Source organism: Lentzea sp. NPDC006480 (assembly GCF_040611995.1).
Taxonomy (GTDB): domain Bacteria; phylum Actinomycetota; class Actinomycetes; order Mycobacteriales; family Pseudonocardiaceae; genus Lentzea.
Genome location: NZ_JBEXPJ010000004.1, coordinates 39,542 through 56,110, shown reverse-complemented (window position 1 = coordinate 56,110; position 16,569 = coordinate 39,542). Strand labels below are relative to the sequence as shown.

The window sequence follows — 16,569 nt, the reverse complement described above, 5'->3', positions numbered from 1 at the left end:
TCCGCTCCTAGGTCCCTAACCCACCAGACGTTCAGTGGCCAGTTCGATGTACCGGCCGAACTCGCGTTCTCCCACCAGCCGGCCGAGCTTGCGGTACTCGCGGGCCACGGCGCCGATCAGCTCGACCATGCCGATCACGTGGCCCGCGGCGGCGGCGAGGTAGGCCGCTGTCACGGCCGCCGAGCGGATGTGGCCGCCCGCCAGCTCGAACGACGCCGCCAGGAAATCAAGGTCCACATCGGACGAACGTGGCACCGAGCCGCCGAGGCAGCGGTCCCACAGGCCGCGCCTCAGCTCCGCGTCGGGCAACGGAAAATCCACGATCACGTCGATGCGGCGGGTGAAGGCGTCGTCGAGGTTCGCGCGCAGGTTGGTCGCGAGCACCGCGATGCCGTCGAAGGACTCCATGCGCTGCAACAGGTACGCGCTCTCGATGTTGGCGTAGCGGTCGTGCGCGTCACGTACTTCCGAGCGCTTGCCGAAGATCGCGTCGGCCTCGTCGAACAGCAGCACGCCGTTGACGCCGGCCGCCTCGACGAAGATCCGTTCCAGGTTCTTCTCGGTCTCGCCGACGTACTTGTCCACGACGGTCGCGAGGTTCACGGTGTAGAGATCCAGGCCCAACGACGCCGCGATCACTTCGGCGGACATCGTCTTGCCGGTGCCGGAGTCGCCCGCGAACAAGGCCGTCACGCCCCGGCCACGACCACCGCCGGGGCGCATGCGCCACTCGTCGATCACGCGGTCGCGGTGCTTCGCGCGAGCGGCCAGCTCGCGCAGCAAGGAGGTGACGGCGCCGGGCAACACCAGGTCCGGCCACGAGACGGCGGGCTCGATGCGACGGGCCAGCCGTTGCAGCCCACCCGCGTTCTGGCTGCGCGCACCGGACCGCAAGTGGCCTGCGTCGACCAGCCCGTCGTCGGCCAGCGCGGACACGGTGGCGGCGTGCGCGGCCCGGCTGATCTGCGTCGGCCCCAGCACGAAGTGCGCGGTGACCTCGGCCGGGTCGATCCCGTGCGCCAGCTTGCCGGAGAGTTCGGTGCGCCACAACGACACCCGCACGTCGAACGGCACCTGCACCGCGTCGTGCTGCAACGGCGGCATCCGCGTCCAGCGCGGCTCCCACGCCCCCGGACCGTAGGCGACGACCGGGATCTCGTCGTGCAGCAACGGATCCAGCGTGAAGTTCGAGTCCACCGGCCCGACGATGATCCCCGCACCCCTCAGCAACGCCTCTCGGGTGACCGCCAGCGCGTCCGTCATGCGTGCCGCGTCCACCAGCAACGCCGGAAACCCAGCCCGGGCCAGCGCGGACACCGCCAGCTCGGCCGCGCCACCACCGGGGTGCTCGCGCAGGTAGACGAGCCGCACGCCGCGTTCGACACCGCGCGCCAGCCTCTCCGCCCCCGGCATCGGCACGGGATCTCCGGACAGGGTCACGAAATCCGCCAGCAACGGGTCCGGCCGGTCGTCACCGAGCAGGTGTGCGCCGACCCGGTCCGGCACCCGCAGCGACCGGCTCAGCAACGGCCTTTCCGCGTCCTCCAAAGTGACCAGCCCCGACCTGACGAGCGGACTACCGCGATCAAGCCGCGAACGGCCCTGCGACGACGCCTCCGCCAGCCCGCACAACCGCAACGCCAGCCCGACCGTCGCCCGGCGCCGCGTCACGTCGTCGTTGAGATACCCGTAGAACTGCTCGAACCGGCTGTCGACGTCCGGTGCCAGGGCGACCAGCAGCAGCTCGACGTCCACTTCGGACAGATCGGCCTTGCGCGCCAACCGCCCCAGCCTCCCGTCGGCGGCGGACGAGACGAACGGCGAGAACGGCTCCCTGCCGCTGTCCAGCAACGCCTCGATGACCTCGTCCGACAGGTAGAGCCCGCGAAACGGATCGTCCGGGTTCGGGTCCGTGGCCCGCCGCGCCGCCACCGCCGCCCGGATCCGCCGCTCCAGCACCGCCATCCGCTCGAAGATCATCGCGCCACCTTGCGCATCCCCACGCCGTCCGCGGAAACGTCGTGCCGGACCCGTTCCTCGCCCGTGTGCAGCTCCACGCCCTCGCGCGCGGGCGGCCCGGCGGCGAACTTGCGCCCGGACGACACCGGCGCCGACACCACGACGTCCAGCGACGGCTTCAGCTCGCCGCCCAGCGCACTCCACACGTCCGCGAACGCCCGGTCCTCCGGCGGCGGCAGCGCGACGGTCATCGGCACCGGCAACGCCAGCTCCTCCAGCGACCCGGCGAGCAACCCCGGTGGCACCGCGTCATGGCGAAGGAACCCGATCAGCAGGTCCGACAGCAGCCGGTGCTCGTCCTCTGGCCGCTGCGTCCACGCCGTGACCAGGTAGGACAGCTTCATGTGCCGCGGCGGCAGATGACGGGACGCCACCTTGCCCTGCGCGTCGTACTCGTTCAACAGGCCGCGCTGCCGCCGTCGCATGTCCTCGCGGATGTCGTAGAGGTAGATGTTGACCGTGGGCGCGTTCCGCCGCGCCGCCCAGTCCTTGGTCGGCGCGTCGAACGCGACGTCCAGATCGGAACCGCGCAGCGCCTCGTCGCGGACCAGGCGGCGCAAAGCCTCATCGACCTCGTGAATCACGCCTCAACGATCGCGCGCGAACAACAGCACCACGACCAGCGCGCTGACGTCCCGGCGGACACGATCGGCTGCCCCAACGGGCAGCGGTGCTCAGACTGGCTGCAACTCAAACAGGCAGGGGCCGCATCCGGTCAGGCATGTGCGCGCGTAACGCGTCGTGCAGCGAAGTCACGTCGTCCGCGTCCAAGACGACCGTCCCGGTGGGGCACGCCAGAACGGCCTCACCGGTGCGTTGATCGGGCACGTACCGAAGTGACACGTCCTGGGCCACATCGGGCACCGTGCACGACTCCGCCTGACGAATCGCGGCCAGCAACTCCGACACCCGTTCGTACCCCAGCCGCGCGCTCCAGCGCAGCGCGGCCGGGGGACGGACGAACAACCGGAGGCCTCCTGCGGCTCGGCGAACCTCGACGCACGTCAACACAGCAAAACCTCCTACAACTGCCTCACCAGCGAGACTAGCCAGAAAACCAAACCATCAGAGGCAGGTGTCACCCGTTCGGTTCATTGGTAGCAGGGCTTCTCGAACTTGAAATCTTTTGCAGTCGGGCCGGTGAAGAAGTCCTCTACCAGCGTCACTCCGGTCGGAGCGGAGTCGTCCGGGCGGTAGATGAGTGACTGACGGAACAGTGCATCCTGCGCAGAAGCGGAAAAATTGCCTGCACCCGAAGGAAGCATGCCCTCGTAGTCCACAGAGGTGAGTTGGCGCACCGCGCTGAGCAGCCCGGCCCGCGTCAGGTCCTTGTTCGCGGCCGCCTTCTCCAGAGCCGCCTTCAACGGGTACGCCCACACCCAACCGGCCGTGTAACCGTCGTTCGGCGTCACGCCGGGCAGCGCGGCCCGCATCGCGGTGTGGCCGACGGACTCGGTCGCCCACGCCTTCCACGGCGCCGACTGCATGTACAAGGCCTTGATCGCGGGAGCGGCCGGCGACTTCAGCAGACCGGGGTTCCACGTCGGCGAGGTGCCGATGAACTTGCCCTTGTACTGACGGGCCGCGGCCTGCCCGACGATCACGGCCGCGTCCGTCGGGCCGGTAGTCAGGATCACCAGATCCGGCTTCTTGTTCACGATGGCGTCGATCGCGCCACCCTGGTTGTCCTGGCCGCTCTGGGTGGTCACGTTCTCGAACGACAGCCCGCGCTTCTCCGCGGCGATCTTCGCCCCGGCCGCCGCGTCGTCACCGTAGTCACCGGCGAGGTGCACGGCCATCACGGACTTCACGCCCATCTTCTCGACGGCGTAGTCGACGGTGTTCATCGACTCGACGCAGTAGTTCGTGCCGGACTCCAGGATGACCTCCTCGAAGCCCCACAACGACGTCCACGACGCCGGCACCGACACCATCTGGGCGTTCTCCAGGTCCTTCAGGATCGCCACGGTCGTGGGAGAGCCCAAAGTCTGCGTCAACGCCAGGACCTTGCCCTTGATCTCCTGGTAGACCTGGTTGTGGATCTGCGGGTTGTACTTGTTGTCCTTCACGTACGTCGTCACGTCGACCTCGTAGCCGCCGATGCCGCCCCGGTCGTTCACCCGCTTCCAGAACGCCTTCTGCGCATCCGTGATCGGCACGGCCAGCGTCTTGAAGGGGCCCTCGGTGAGATCCGAGATCGTGCCCAGGTAGATGCAGCCCCTGGCCTTGTCGACGGCCTGCGGGCACGCCTCCTTGGTGACGCCGAAATCGACCTTGATGCCACCCGCGCCCTCCTGGGGCGCGGCGCCGTCCCCGCCCCGGCACGCGGCCAGCACCAGTATCCCGACGAACAGAATGCTCAATCGCTTACCAGACATGGGGATTCTCCTCAGTACGAGAACGGCCAGGTGCGCCAGTAGTTGCGGACGCGCACCCAGATGCCGAACAACCCGCGTGGCTCGACGATCAGGAACACGATGATGAGCACGCCGTAGAGCACCGCCTCCACCTGGAAGACCGTGACCGCACCGGTGGCGTCACCACTGATGAACGGCAGCACCGCGGGCAGTTCCCTGGTGATGCGTGGCAGCAGCGTGATGAACAGCGCGCCCATGATCGCGCCGGAGATGGTGCCCGCGCCGCCGATGAGCACCATCGCGATGTACTGCACTGACAACAGGAGACTGAACGAGCCGGGATCGAAGAACCCGTTCATCACGAACAACAACGCGCCCGCGACGCCCGCGTAGAACGACGACACCGCGAACGCCAGAACCTTGTACTTCGTCAGGTCCACGCCGATCACCGACGCGGCCAGGTCCCGGTCCCGCACCGCCGCGAACGCCCGCCCGACTCGCGAGCGGACCAGATTCCGGGCCAGCACACCGAAGATCACCAGCAGCACGAACATCACGAGATACAACTGCTGTGCCGCCGTGAACACCGCGTTGTTCTGGTCCAGCCGCACCCCGAACAGCTCGGGCACGGCAGCGGGCCGCCCGACTCCCGGTCCACCGGTCAGCGACGTCCACTCCCGGAACACGTGCTCTCCCAGGAAGACCAGTCCCAACGTGACGATCGCGAGGTAGAGGCCTCGCAACCGCACCGCCACCGGCGCGACCAGCACGCCGAAGAGCGCGGCCACCAGACCCGAGGCCAGCAACCAGACCGGCAGCGACGTGATGCCGAACCCGATCACCCGCCCTGTCTCGGGCCCGCTCAAAGCCGCACCCGTGTACGCACCGATCGCGAGGAAGAACGCGTGCCCCAACGAGACCTGGCCCGCGTAGCCCGTCACGATGTTCAGCCCGATCGCCCCGATCGCGGCGACGAACCCGGTCGCGAGCAGCTGCAGCAGGTCATCCGTGATGGCGAACGGCAGTACCAGCGCAAGGACGACCAGCCCACCGGTCCACGCACGCTTCGGGCGCGTGTTGAGGAACGCCATGTCTTGCGCGTAGGAGGTGTACAGCTCAGGACGACCCTTCACAGCCGTTCCACCTCCCGCTTGCCGAACAGTCCGTACGGTCTGACCAGCAACACCAGCAGCATCAACGCGTACGGCGCGACCAGCCCGAAGTTCGGTCCCAGCCAGGGCGCGAAGTCACCTTGGTAGGTCCCGAAAAGCGACTCGACGACGCCGACCGCGAGCCCGCCGACCACCGCACCGCCCAACGACTCCAGGCCGCCCAGGATGATCGCGGGCAACGCCTTGAGCGCCACGATCCACAGCTGCTGATCCACGCCCGCGCCCGTTGCCACGAACACACCGGCCAGCGCGGCGAGGCCGCCGGCCAGCGCCCACGACAGCGCGAACACCGACCCGACCGAGATCCCCTGGGCCAGCGCGACTTCCTGGTCGTACGCGACCGCGCGCATCGCGAGCCCGATCCGCGAGTACCGGAAGAACAGGAACAACGCTGCCGTCACGACTGCCGTCGTCCCGATCATGACCAGGTACCGCTGCTGAACCTCGGCACCCAGGAAGCTCACGGTCGTCAAGCCCCACGGATCGCCGACCTGCCGCACCTCCAGCCCGATGAACGCGTTCGTCACCACCCTGACCACGACGTCCACGCCGATCGTGATGATCGCGACCACGAACACCGGTTTGCCGACCATCGGCCGCAACACCGTGCGCTCCACACCCAACGCCAGCACCGCGATCACCAGCGCGGCAACGACGACCGCCCCGAAGAACGACACGGCAGGCGACAGGTACGAGACCAGCACCGCGCCCGCCAGCATGAACGCGGGCTGAGCGAAGCTGATCACCTGCGTCGACTTGTAGATGATCACGAAGCCGAGCGCGAGCAAGGAGTAGATCGACCCGGTGCCGAGGCCGCGGACCAACGACTGGAGGAACTCATCCATGCTGTGCTCCTCCGTACATGGACTCCACGAGGTCGTCGAACATCTTGCCCAGCGCGGATCTCTTCACCTTCTGCGTCGCGGTCAGCTCGCCGTCCTCGTGGTCGAGCTCCTTGGGGAACATCCGGAACTTCTTGATCTGCTCGACGTTCGCGAACCGCGAGTTCACGTCCGTCACGATCGTCTGCACCAGCTCCAGGACCTCCGGCTTCTCCGACAGGTCCCGGTAGGTGGTGTAAGGGATCTTGCGCTGCTGCGCCCAGTGCCCGACCGTGTCCAGCTCGATGCCGATCAACGCCACCAGGTACGCCCGCTGATCGCCGATCACCACGGCTTCCTTGATGTACGGCGAGGTCTTCAGCGCGTTCTCCAGCTCGGACGGCGCGATGTTCTTGCCACCCGCGGTGATGATGATGTCCTTCATCCGGTCGGTGATCTTCACGTGCGTGCCGTCGACCCACTCTCCGACGTCACCGGTGTGCAGCCAGCCATCGGTGACCACCCGCGCAGTGGCCTCGGGATCACGCCAGTAGCCGGCGAACGTCCCGCCGTGCCGAGTGAGGATCTCGCCGGTCTCCTCGTCGATCCGCAGCTCGATCCCCGGCTGCGGCTCGCCCACCGTGCCGACCTTGACTCGACCAGGCCGGTTTCCCGTTGCCACGGCGGTGTTCTCGGTCATGCCGTAGACCTCGTGCATCGGCACCCCGATGCCCATGAAGAACTTCAGCACGTCCGGCGCGATCGGCGCGGCACCGGACGAGGCATATCTGACGTACCGCATGCCGATCCGGGCTTTCAGCGCACGGAAGCAGAACAGCCAGCCGAGTGCGTAAAGGACTCGGCTCGATCCGGTGTGCTCGCCGCCGGTCCGAACCAGTGTCGTGCCAATGCTTTCCGCGCGACGCAACCAGAACCGGGTGACGGTGCGCTTGAGCCAGGACGCCGACGACACGCCGATCGTGACACCCGCCAGCACCTTCTCCCAGATGCGCGGCACACCGAACAGGATCGTCGGCTGCACCTCGCGCAGGTTCGCCTGCACGGTCTCGATCGACTCGGCGAAGTGCACCTGCACCCCGGAAGCCGCGCTGAACCACGTGGTGAAGATGCGTTCGGCGACGTGGCACAACGGCAGGTACGACAGCGTGACATCGGTGGAGGACGGCGGTGGCGAAGTGAAACCGCCGCCCTCCACCAGCACTTGGACCGCGAACTCGACGTTCGACACGGTGAGCATCGCGCCCTTGGGCGGCCCCGTGGTTCCGGACGTGTAAATCAACGTCATCACGTCGTCGGGCTGCGTATCAGTCATGCGTGCGGCGAGCTCGTCGCCGTGCATGTCCCGGTACCGCGCACCCATCGCGAGGAAGTCGTCCCACCACAACAGCTTCGGGTTGTCGTAGCGCCCCTTGATGCCGCGCGGTTCGAGGTAGACGATCCACTCCAGATCGGGTGTGTCCTCCAGGACCAGCAACGCCTTGTCGACCTGTTCCTGGTCCTCGGCGATGAGGATCCGCGCGCCCGAGTGCGACAGCAGATAAGCGACTTCGGACGGCGGGTTCGTCGGGTACAGCCCGACCGTGATGCCGCGCGCCGCGACAACACCCAGATCCGCGTAGAGCCACTCGCGACGATTCTCGGAGTGGATCGCGACCCGGTCGCCGGGCTGCAGACCCAGCGACAGCAGCGCATCGCCGACCAGCTCCACGTTGGCCCAGTACTGCGCCCACGTGACTTCCTGCCAGATGCCGAAGTCCTTGGCGCGCAACGCGATCTGATCGGGAGTGTTGGCCGCCCGGTTCTTCACGCGGGTCACGACGGTGGTGATCATTGTGGCAGCGGTCATGTCGTCACGCTCTTGTGCTGCTCACCCAGGTAAGCCCGGATGACGTCCGGATCGGCCTGCACCTCGGCCGGCGTGCCGGTGCGGATCGGACGGCCGAAGTCCATCACCATCACCCGGTCGGCGAGGTCCATCACGAGGCCCATGTCGTGCTCGACCATGATCATGGGGACGGCCAGCTCCTCGCGGACGTCGAGGATGTACCGGGCCATGTCCTCGGTCTCCTCGACGTTCATGCCGGCGACCGGCTCGTCGAGCAGCAGCAACTTGGGTTCCATCGCGAGCGCACGGCCCAGTTCGACGCGCTTCTGCACGCCGTAGGGCAGCAGGCCGACCGGGTACCGGCGCCACTGCTCCAGCTCCAGGAAGTCGATGACGTCCTCGACCGCGCTCCGGTTCTTCAGCTCTTCTCGTCGCGCTTTCCCGAGCCACAAGAACGCTGACAGCGCGCCGTACCTCATGTGGTTGTGGCGGCCGAGCATGAGGTTCTCGACGACGGTGAGGTGCGAGAACAGCTCGATGTTCTGGAACGTGCGGGCCATCCCGCGAGCCGCGATCCGGTGTGGCCGCAGCCCCAGCAGGTTCTCGCCGTTGAACTCGACAGAACCCTGTTGCGGCCGGTAGACGCCGCTCAGCACGTTGAAGATGGACGTCTTGCCGGCCCCGTTCGGGCCGATGATCGCGAAGAGCTCGCTCTCCCCGACCTCGAACGACACCCCGTCGACGGCCACCACGCCGTCGAACGCCAGGCGGATCCCGTCGACGCTCAGGACAGCCATCGCTTCCTCCGCTTGTAGTGCTTGACCGCGCGGAACGACGAGGTGCCGAGACCGAGGTAGAACTCGCGGATGTCGTCGTCGGCCAGCAGCGCTTGAGCGGGTTTGTCCATCACGACCTTGCCGGTCTCCAGGACGTAGCCGTGGTCGGCGATGGAGAGCGCCATGCTGGCGTTCTGCTCGACCAGCAGGACGGTGGTGCCCTGTTCGTTGATCTTCACGACCAGGTCGCGGATCTGCTGGACGAGCAACGGCGCGAGGCCGAGGCTGGGTTCGTCGAGCAGCAGGTATTCGGGTTCCGACATCAACGCCCGGCCGATCGACAGCATCTGCTGCTCTCCGCCGGACAGATAGCCCGCGCTCTGTCTTCGCCGTTCGAGAAGCCGCGGGAAGAGCTCGTAGCAGCGGTCGAGGTTCTGCTTGAGGCGCTTGGGCCGCGCGTGCCCGCCGACCTTGAGGTTCTCCTCGACGGTCAGCTCGGCGAGGATCCTGCGGCCTTCGAGAGCCTGTTTGATGCCTCGATCCGCGATTCGAGCTGGTGAGAGCTTGTGAATCGGTTCACCGTCGAGCGTGATCGAGCCTTTGGTGACCTTGCCGTCGTGCACGTCGAGCAGGCCGCTGAAGGCCCTCATCAACGTCGTCTTGCCCGCCCCGTTGGCACCGAGCAGGGCGACTACCTGGCCTTTCGGCACCCTGAGGCTCACGCCGCGGAGCACCAGCATCACGTCGTCGTAGACAACCTCGAGGTTGCTCGCCTCCAGCACCGGCGCCTCCTAGGGCGTGGATTGCCGATCAGTATGACGTGGATCACAGTCAGTTTGACCACTGTGAGCGATTTCGTGATGCGCAGATCGCTATTGGTCCACCACTCTCCGTGTCTGTCCAGAATGGACCGAACACGATGTGTAACAACGCGTCGCATGGGTACTCACCTGGTGCAAGCAACTTCATGAGGAGGAGGTTTCGTGACCACCATTGAGAAGTCGGTGGACGTCCACGTGCCGGTGAGCACGGCTTACAACCAGTGGACCCAGTTCGAATCCTTCCCGGCGTTCATGGACGGCGTCGAGAAGATCGACCAGGTGACGCCGACCAGGACCCACTGGACCACGAAGATCGGCGGTGTCGTGCGCGAGTTCGACGCCGAGATCACCGAGCAGCACGCCGACGAGCGCGTCGCGTGGACCACGGTCGACGGACCGCCGCAGGGTGGCGTGGTGACGTTCCACCGTCTCGACAACGACACGACTCGGGTGCACCTCCAGATGGAGTACGACCCCGAGACCTTCACCGAGAAGGCAGGTACCGCGCTCGGCGTGGTGGGCCACCGGATCGAGGGCGACCTGAAGCGGTTCAAGGAGTTCATCGAAAACCGAGGTGTCGAGACCGGCGCCTGGCGAGGCGACGTCACGCCGCCGCCGCAGGTCTGATCGCGGTGCTGCACGTTGACGCCAGATCAGCACGCGGCGTTCGAGGAACTCGCGCGGACCGGTCGTGACTCGCCGCGTTACTACACGTTGCGAGACCGGCTGGTGCGCGAGTACCTCCCGCTCGCCCGGCACATCGCCCGCCGCTTCAGCGAACGCGGCGAGCCCATGGAAGACCTCGCACAGGTGGCCGCGGTCGGGTTGATCAACGCCATCGACCGGTACGACGTGGGCCGGCAGACGGACTTCCTGTCCTATGCCGTCCCCACGATCACCGGCGAGGTGCGCCGCCACTTCCGGGACCAGTGCTGGGCGGTGCGCGTGCCGCGCAGGTTGAAAGAGCTGTGCGACTCCATCGACGGCGCGACCGCCGAGCTGTCGCACAAGACCGGGCGATCTCCTACTCCCTCCGAGATCGCCCGGCACCTGGCGGTGCCGCTGTCGGACGTCTACGAGGGTCTGCGCGTGGAGAAGAACGTCTCCTTCGCGCCACTGGACTCGCTGGAGTCCTCGACCGTCGACGACCCCGCTCTGGAAGGCGTCGAGATCCACGAGGCCCTGCAGCCGATGCTGCGGGGCCTCCCTCGGCGTGAGCGGACCATCGTGGTGCTGCGGTTCTTCGGCCGGTTGACCCAGACGGAGATCGCGCGCCGCGTCGGGATCTCCCAGATGCACGTCTCGCGCCTGCTCACCAAGTCCCTGGAACAGCTGCGTCACGATCTGCTGGCGGAGGAGTGATTAATGGACGAGCGGGAATGTCCGGTTTTCGCGATACTGGTGGCATGAACCGGTTGCGGTGGCCCCAGAAGCTGGCGATCAGCACTGGCGCCCTGCTCGTGGCCTGGGGAGTGGCCGGGTTCTTCGTGACCGGTTTCTCGTCCTTCGCCGGAGAGTCCGACACCTCGATTCTGCTGCTGCGCGTCAATCCGCTGCAGAACACCCTGCACGTCGTGTTCGGTGCCGCGCTGCTGCTGGCCGCGCCTCGGCTGAAGGCGTTGAGCGGGGTCGGGCTGCTGACCGCGATGCTGTTCCTGGTGATCTTCGGGTTGGGACTGGCCCGGTACGACGACCAGGTCGTGAACTTCCTGAACGTCAATCCCGGCAGCAACGCGCTGCACCTGTTCGCCGGGTTCGCCGCGCTGGCGGCGGCCCAGGGCGCGGCGTGGTGCCGGCAGTGCGACCGGGCCGCGGCTGTCAAAGCTGCCTGAGGAGCTTGCGCACCGCCCGTTCCGGATCACCGTTGCCGATGACCTGGCCGCTCTCGAACGCCTCGACCAGGCGAGGGTCCACGTAGGACTTTCGCGCCACCGCCGGCGTGTTGCCCAGGTGTTCCGCCACTTCCTTCATCACCGAACTGATCGCGCGCTTCGACGGCTTGCCGCGTTCCTTCAACGCGTGTGCGAACGCCTCGGCCGCGCGGACCGTCGCGTGCCAGGTGCGGAGGTCCTTCACGCTGAACTCGTCGCCGACCAGCTCGCGGAAGCGTTCGTTGATGTCGTCGGCGGTGAGGTCGAAGACGCGGCAGTCCGGGGTCTGGTCCTTGAGCAGCGAGCGGGCGGCCCGCGCGAGCTTCGGATCGGTGATCTCCTCGTCGATCTCGACACCGTGCTTGGCGGGGAACCGGAACCTGACCCGGTCGCCGCGCACGCTGAGGTGCTCGCACAGCAGGGTGGCGACGCCGTGGGTGCCGTTGTCCTCGGCGTACTGCTCGTGGCCGACGCGGAAGACGCCGAGATCGAGCATGCGCAGGGCGATGGCCAGCAACCGCTTGCGGCCGCGCGTCCTCATGTCTTGCTCGATCTGCTCGCGGAAGCCCCGCAGGCGTGGGGCGAGCTTGAGCACGCGGTCGAACTTCTCGGCGTCGCGGTCGATGCGCCACTTGTCGTGGTAGAGGTACTGGCGGCGGCCCGCGTCGTCGTAGCCGATGGCCTGGATGTGGCCGTTGGGGTGCGGGGAGATCCAGACCTCCCGCCAGGCAGGCGGGATGACCAGGGCTTTCACCCTGGCGACGTCGTCCGCTGTGAGAGGCCGGCCGTGGGCGTCCAGGTACCGGAAGCCCTTGCCGTGCTTCACGCGCGTCCAGCCGGGGCCGGACGGGACGCTGCGGCGAAGTCTCATGTGGCCACCTCGTGGTTGATCAGCACGAAAGGCGGGTACCCGCTCGCCGATGAATGACTACACGGTCGGTGTGGAACAAGAGTTCCTTCTTGTTGATCCCGAGTCGCGGCGGCCGGTAGCACTGGCGCCCCGAGTCCGGGAAATCTCTCGCGCGCCTGGTGACCTGGACGTCCAGGGCGAGCTGACGCCGTTCCAGATCGAGATCGCGACCGGGGTCACCAGCTCCTTCGAAGAGCTCTCCGACCAGGTCCGGCGTGCCCGGCGGGTGCTGGTCGACGCGGCCGACGCCGCCGGGTGCCGGCTCGTCGCGACGGGCATGCCGCCGATCGGGAAAGCCGGTCCGCCGCCCGGAACGGATGACCCCAGGTATCACCAGATCGAGTACTCCCACCGAAGACTCGTGATCGGGCAGGGTGCATGCGGGCTGCACGTGCACGTGGGTGTGGAGAACAAGGCAGAAGCGCTGGCGGCGTCCAACAAGTTGCGGGCGTGGCTGCCGACGCTGCTCGCGCTGAGTGCGAACTCCCCTGTCTACGAGGGAGAGGACACCGGGTACGCGAGCTGGCGGTCGATGGTGTGGTCGCGCTGGCCGGTCAGCGGACCGCCGCCGTCGTGGGACGGCCCCGAGCACTACGACCGCACCGTCGAGGCGATCATCTCGACGCAGGCGTTGCTGGACCGGGCGATGGTGTACTGGGACGTGCGGCCGTCGCAGGATCATCCGACGGTTGAAGTGCGCGTTGCGGACATTCCGCAGCTGGCAACGGAAGTAGCCGTCCTCGCGGAGCTGATCCGGGCCCTCGTCGTGACGGAACCCTCCGAACAGAGGGTGGACGATCCCGTGCTGCGAGCGGCATATTGGCGGGCGTCGCGCGACGGGGTCGACGGACTGGCCGCCGATCCACACACCGGAAAACTCTCCCCCGCGTTCGACCGGGCAGCAGAGCTCGTTGAGCACGTTGCGGTCGCGCTGCGCGATCGCGGCACTCTGTCTACTGTGGAGCAGCAGTTGGACTGGTTGCGCCACAACGGCAGCGGTGCCGCTCGGCAACGACGCTGCCCGGACCCCGAGTCCCTTGTGGACATGCTGATCGCCCGAACGCGTGAGGACACCTGATGCGCCTGCCCGCACCCCGCGGCCACATGAGCTCCGCTCTGGTCGCCGCACTTCGCCGGCCACCGGCCCCGCGCCCGGCGTTGCTCGTCAGCGGCGGCACCAGGGAGAGCTTCCTCGACGACGACCTGCAGCTGTCGTTGTGGATCTGCTACGAGCTGCGGATGCGCGGTTTCGACGACGTCGCCCCCGGCTGGGAGGAGAACTCCTCTCTCGCCCAGTTCCACGCGGCGCTGGAATCGCGGTGGGAGTCGTCGCTGCGTTCGTTGTCCGAGACCACGCAGCCGGCGCCGCTGTCGTCCGACGGTGCGGCCGAGCTGCGCAAGCACCACGCGTTCTGGCAGCCGCGCCGCGAGATGCGCTCGGTGCTGCGCGACATCCAGGGCGACGCCTACGGCAGGCGGTCCGAGCGCACACATTCGGTGCTCTTCACCGTGACGCTGCGCGACATCGACCCGGTGGCCGTCGACGAGATGCCCGCGTTGACGCTCTCGTTGGTGAACGCGCTGTCGTTGTTCGGCCTCCACCAGCGCCTCGTGGGTTGTCTGGTCGGCTTCCTGACCGCGGTCGACACGATCGGCGGCGACCCGTTCGCCCAGCTCCTGCCCGTCCAGTGCCCGCCGGAGGACGTCCGCCTCGGCTTCACCGCGTGCCACGAGCTGCACGCCCGCCTGACCCAGCACGTCCACGCGAGTCTGGAGGCGGGCCGCACCTCGCTGAGGGGGCGTTGGCTGGTCTCGCAGGGCAGGGTTAACGTGGGCTGTTAGCAAAGCTTGTTCCGAAGGGAGAACCGTGCCCGACCCCACCGCTCTGGCCTCCGTCGTCGTCGACCGGATCGCACCCGATGTCGTGGTGCTGCACGTGTCCGGCGAGCTCGACACGACCTCCAGCAGCGAGCTGACGACACCGCTGAACACCCACGTGGTGTCCGGAACCCGTGCGATCGTGGTGGACCTCGGGGGCGTCAAGTTCCTGGGCTCGGCCGGGCTGGAGGCCTTGGTGCTGGGGCAGCAGAGAGCGGCCATGGCCGACGTGGACTTCGTCGTGGTGGCGTCGTCGCGGGCGGCGCTGCGGCCGATCGAGGCGACCGGGCTGGGTTCGGTGTTCACGATTCTGGGGTCGGTGGACGAGGCGGCGGAGCGCTACCCGTCCTGACGTCGCTGAACGACGCTCCTTCGAACATCGGCAGGTCCGAGAACGACTTGTCGTCGAAGCCGGGGACCTGAGCGAACGATGCCCCGGTAAACCAGACAGCGCTGCTGAACGCGGCTCGGCGGAACGTTGCCGGGCCCTCGAACGACGCCTCGCCGAAGTCAGCGCTTCCGGAGAAGACGGCCTCGTTGAACGACACCTCGAAGAACGACGCCTGCTGAAACGACACGAACTGGCCGAAAGAGGCACGCTCGAACTCGGTCCTGTAGCCGAACGCCGCCTCTTGGAAGTGGGTGCGCCCCTCGAACGACGCACCGGCGAACGAGGTGGTCCACCTGAACTCCGCGTCTCTGAAGTCGGTCTCGCCGAGAAACCGCGCCCCGTCGAACGTTGCGGCCCACGGCCGGCACCTGTTCAGGGTGAAGTTGATGAGCACCGCCCCGGTCAGGTCGATCCGCCGTTGCCCCCAGTAGATCCCCATGTTGTTCGGACGCAGGTGCGTGGCCAGGATGCGCTGCGCGGTGAGGCGCACCTCCCGTTCCTGCTGCGCCTCGACCTGCACGCTCGGATCTTCAGGCGGTGTGTAAGGCATGCGCAGGTAGGCGCACAGCACGTCGACGATGGTCTGCTGCATGTCGGAGTGCTGCTGGCCCAGCCGTTCCAGCGCGTACAGCCCGCCCAGCCGGACCGGCGCCTGCGGCTCGCCCAGCTGCTGCACGGCCTTCGTGTACAGCTCGGTGATCCGGCGGGCTTCCGCGTCCGCGTTGGTGTCGGCCTGAGCCTGTTCCTGGTGGCGTTGCCGTCGTGCGGCCAGGTACAGGGTGAACAGGCCACCGCCCCCCAGCGCGATGCCGGACGCCACCTTCACCACGTCGAGCTGCGCCAGCGTGCGCTTCTCCGGATCGGTCCACGCCTGCCCGTTCACCCACGTCCACAGCGTCACCAGCACCGCGGTCGTCAGCAGCAGGATCGCGACCGCGACCACCGGCATCGTCCAGGGCGACATGGGCTTCTTGGTCGTCATGCCCTACAGGGTCGCGCGAAACACCCGCGGCGCTACCAGGGAAGGGTGCCGTTGGCGTCGAAGTAGCCACCGGTCGGGCCGTCCGGGCCGATCTGCGCCATCCGCACGATGATCTCGGCACCCTGCTCGACGGTCTGCCGGCCGCTACCCCGGTTCAGGTCGGTGGCGGTGAACCCCGGCTCGACCGCGTTGATCCGCATCCGCGGGAACGCCTTCGCGTACTGCACGGTCACCATGTTGACCGCGGCCTTCGACACCGGATAGGCGACACCGGGATACCCGCTGCCCTCGGCGGCCGTGGCCAGCGAGGCGAGGCGGCTGCTCACGTTCACCACGACCGGCGCGGCGGAGCGTTCCAGCAGCGGCAGGAAGGCGTGCAGGACGCGGACGATGCCGAACAGGTTGACCTCGAACGTTTCCTTCATCAGCTCGGCCGTGAGCTCCCCGGCCCCGACCACGCCCGACTCCGTCCACTCCGGAGCGATGCCGGCGTTGTTGACCAGCACGTCCAGTTCTCCCACGGTTTTCGCCGCCGCGGCGACAGAGGAGTCCGAGGTGACGTCGATCTGCACGAACCGGGCGCCGACGGCGGCGGCCGCCTCTTCGCCACGTTCGGCGGAGCGGCTGCCCAGCCACACATCGTGGCCTGCCTGGACGAGCTGTCGAGCGGTTTCGAGGCCGAGGCCCTTGTTGGCGCCGGTGATCAGGACGGAAGACATACCTGC

The 16,569-nt window shown here is 67.6% G+C and carries 18 protein-coding genes; 6 read left to right on the top strand and 12 right to left on the bottom strand.

The annotated features are described in order from the left end of the window. Positions 1-15 precede the first annotated feature (15 nt). The 9 genes from ABZX92_RS03050 to ABZX92_RS03010 form a co-directional block, all read right to left on the bottom strand. On the bottom strand, positions 16-1,980 hold the full coding sequence (locus ABZX92_RS03050) for an ATP-binding protein (RefSeq protein ID WP_355553144.1): 1,965 nt from the start codon (positions 1,978-1,980) through the stop codon (positions 16-18). Beyond that, positions 1,977-2,603 carry a DUF4255 domain-containing protein gene (locus ABZX92_RS03045; protein ID WP_355553141.1) on the bottom strand — a complete coding sequence of 209 codons (627 nt, stop codon included), beginning with the start codon at positions 2,601-2,603 and terminating at the stop codon, positions 1,977-1,979. Before ABZX92_RS03045 ends, ABZX92_RS03050 begins: the two co-directional genes overlap by 4 nt. Before the next feature lie 106 nt (positions 2,604-2,709). Then, complete coding sequence (locus ABZX92_RS03040; RefSeq protein ID WP_355553138.1) at positions 2,710-2,985, bottom strand: hypothetical protein; 276 nt, start codon at positions 2,983-2,985, stop codon at positions 2,710-2,712. A gap of 125 nt (positions 2,986-3,110) precedes the next feature. Further along, positions 3,111-4,397: an ABC transporter substrate-binding protein gene (locus ABZX92_RS03035; protein ID WP_355553135.1), complete on the bottom strand. Its 1,287-nt coding sequence runs from the start codon at positions 4,395-4,397 to the stop codon at positions 3,111-3,113. Between the two features lie 11 nt (positions 4,398-4,408). Further along, the gene (locus ABZX92_RS03030; RefSeq protein WP_355553133.1) at positions 4,409-5,509 is read right to left on the bottom strand and encodes a branched-chain amino acid ABC transporter permease; all 1,101 of its coding nucleotides are present in this window, start codon (positions 5,507-5,509) and stop codon (positions 4,409-4,411) included. After that, positions 5,506-6,393, bottom strand: a complete 888-nt coding sequence (locus tag ABZX92_RS03025; RefSeq protein WP_355553130.1) for a branched-chain amino acid ABC transporter permease — start codon at positions 6,391-6,393, stop codon at positions 5,506-5,508. The genes ABZX92_RS03030 and ABZX92_RS03025 overlap by 4 nt, the downstream gene beginning before the upstream one ends. Beyond that, positions 6,386-8,236 (bottom strand): long-chain fatty acid--CoA ligase, encoded by a 1,851-nt coding sequence (locus ABZX92_RS03020; protein WP_355553127.1) that lies wholly within the window; start codon positions 8,234-8,236, stop codon positions 6,386-6,388. Before ABZX92_RS03020 ends, ABZX92_RS03025 begins: the two co-directional genes overlap by 8 nt. Continuing rightward, complete coding sequence (locus ABZX92_RS03015) at positions 8,233-9,012, bottom strand: ABC transporter ATP-binding protein (protein WP_355553124.1); 780 nt, start codon at positions 9,010-9,012, stop codon at positions 8,233-8,235. The genes ABZX92_RS03020 and ABZX92_RS03015 overlap by 4 nt, the downstream gene beginning before the upstream one ends. Continuing rightward, positions 9,000-9,773, bottom strand: a complete 774-nt coding sequence (locus ABZX92_RS03010) for an ABC transporter ATP-binding protein (RefSeq protein ID WP_355553121.1) — start codon at positions 9,771-9,773, stop codon at positions 9,000-9,002. The genes ABZX92_RS03015 and ABZX92_RS03010 overlap by 13 nt, the downstream gene beginning before the upstream one ends. 201 nt (positions 9,774-9,974) lie before the next feature. Between ABZX92_RS03010 and ABZX92_RS03005 the strand changes: the two genes are divergently transcribed. From ABZX92_RS03005 to ABZX92_RS02995, 3 genes are read left to right on the top strand one after another with little or no spacing between them, the layout of a single operon-like run. Continuing rightward, the gene (locus tag ABZX92_RS03005; protein ID WP_355553118.1) at positions 9,975-10,439 is read left to right on the top strand and encodes an SRPBCC family protein; all 465 of its coding nucleotides are present in this window, start codon (positions 9,975-9,977) and stop codon (positions 10,437-10,439) included. Positions 10,440-10,454: 15 nt separating this feature from the next. Beyond that, positions 10,455-11,174 (top strand): SigB/SigF/SigG family RNA polymerase sigma factor, encoded by a 720-nt coding sequence (locus tag ABZX92_RS03000; RefSeq protein ID WP_355553115.1) that lies wholly within the window; start codon positions 10,455-10,457, stop codon positions 11,172-11,174. A gap of 44 nt (positions 11,175-11,218) precedes the next feature. Then, positions 11,219-11,644 carry a DUF4383 domain-containing protein gene (locus ABZX92_RS02995; protein ID WP_355553112.1) on the top strand — a complete coding sequence of 142 codons (426 nt, stop codon included), beginning with the start codon at positions 11,219-11,221 and terminating at the stop codon, positions 11,642-11,644. Here ABZX92_RS02995 and ABZX92_RS02990 read toward each other — a convergent pair. Beyond that, entirely contained in the window at positions 11,631-12,554 is a 924-nt protein-coding gene (locus ABZX92_RS02990; RefSeq protein ID WP_355553109.1) for a DNA topoisomerase IB, read from the bottom strand. The genes ABZX92_RS02995 and ABZX92_RS02990 overlap by 14 nt on opposite strands. Positions 12,555-12,603: 49 nt before the next feature. Here ABZX92_RS02990 and ABZX92_RS02985 point away from each other — a divergent pair, with 49 nt between their 5' ends. The 3 genes from ABZX92_RS02985 to ABZX92_RS02975 are packed head-to-tail and all read left to right on the top strand — an operon-like array spanning position 12,604 to position 14,823. Next, positions 12,604-13,671 (top strand): glutamate--cysteine ligase, encoded by a 1,068-nt coding sequence (locus ABZX92_RS02985; protein ID WP_355553106.1) that lies wholly within the window; start codon positions 12,604-12,606, stop codon positions 13,669-13,671. Next, entirely contained in the window at positions 13,671-14,435 is a 765-nt protein-coding gene (locus ABZX92_RS02980) for an iron-containing redox enzyme family protein (protein WP_355553103.1), read from the top strand. The genes ABZX92_RS02985 and ABZX92_RS02980 overlap by 1 nt, the downstream gene beginning before the upstream one ends. 25 nt (positions 14,436-14,460) lie before the next feature. After that, positions 14,461-14,823 (top strand): STAS domain-containing protein, encoded by a 363-nt coding sequence (locus tag ABZX92_RS02975; RefSeq protein ID WP_355553100.1) that lies wholly within the window; start codon positions 14,461-14,463, stop codon positions 14,821-14,823. Here the strand turns inward: ABZX92_RS02975 and ABZX92_RS02970 are convergent. Next, positions 14,774-15,844: a pentapeptide repeat-containing protein gene (locus tag ABZX92_RS02970; protein ID WP_355553097.1), complete on the bottom strand. Its 1,071-nt coding sequence runs from the start codon at positions 15,842-15,844 to the stop codon at positions 14,774-14,776. The genes ABZX92_RS02975 and ABZX92_RS02970 overlap by 50 nt on opposite strands. 32 nt (positions 15,845-15,876) lie before the next feature. Then, positions 15,877-16,563: an SDR family NAD(P)-dependent oxidoreductase gene (locus ABZX92_RS02965; protein ID WP_355553094.1), complete on the bottom strand. Its 687-nt coding sequence runs from the start codon at positions 16,561-16,563 to the stop codon at positions 15,877-15,879. Between the last annotated feature and the right edge of the window lie 6 nt (positions 16,564-16,569).

What these genes read in the sequence shown, in the direction of transcription:
- ABZX92_RS03050 (WP_355553144.1), bottom strand. Translation starts at nt 1,980, where the DNA reads ATGATCTTCGAGCGGATGGCGGTGCTGGAGCGGCGGATCCGGGCGGCG.
- ABZX92_RS03035 (WP_355553135.1), bottom strand. Translation starts at nt 4,397, where the DNA reads ATGTCTGGTAAGCGATTGAGCATTCTGTTCGTCGGGATACTGGTGCTG.
- ABZX92_RS03025 (WP_355553130.1), bottom strand. Translation starts at nt 6,393, where the DNA reads ATGGATGAGTTCCTCCAGTCGTTGGTCCGCGGCCTCGGCACCGGGTCG.
- ABZX92_RS03020 (WP_355553127.1), bottom strand. Translation starts at nt 8,236, where the DNA reads ATGACCGCTGCCACAATGATCACCACCGTCGTGACCCGCGTGAAGAAC.
- ABZX92_RS03015 (WP_355553124.1), bottom strand. Translation starts at nt 9,012, where the DNA reads ATGGCTGTCCTGAGCGTCGACGGGATCCGCCTGGCGTTCGACGGCGTG.
- ABZX92_RS02995 (WP_355553112.1), top strand. Translation starts at nt 11,219, where the DNA reads ATGAACCGGTTGCGGTGGCCCCAGAAGCTGGCGATCAGCACTGGCGCC.
- ABZX92_RS02990 (WP_355553109.1), bottom strand. Translation starts at nt 12,554, where the DNA reads ATGAGACTTCGCCGCAGCGTCCCGTCCGGCCCCGGCTGGACGCGCGTG.
- ABZX92_RS02985 (WP_355553106.1), top strand. Translation starts at nt 12,604, where the DNA reads ATGAATGACTACACGGTCGGTGTGGAACAAGAGTTCCTTCTTGTTGAT.
- ABZX92_RS02980 (WP_355553103.1), top strand. Translation starts at nt 13,671, where the DNA reads ATGCGCCTGCCCGCACCCCGCGGCCACATGAGCTCCGCTCTGGTCGCC.
- ABZX92_RS02970 (WP_355553097.1), bottom strand. Translation starts at nt 15,844, where the DNA reads ATGACGACCAAGAAGCCCATGTCGCCCTGGACGATGCCGGTGGTCGCG.
- ABZX92_RS02965 (WP_355553094.1), bottom strand. Translation starts at nt 16,563, where the DNA reads ATGTCTTCCGTCCTGATCACCGGCGCCAACAAGGGCCTCGGCCTCGAA.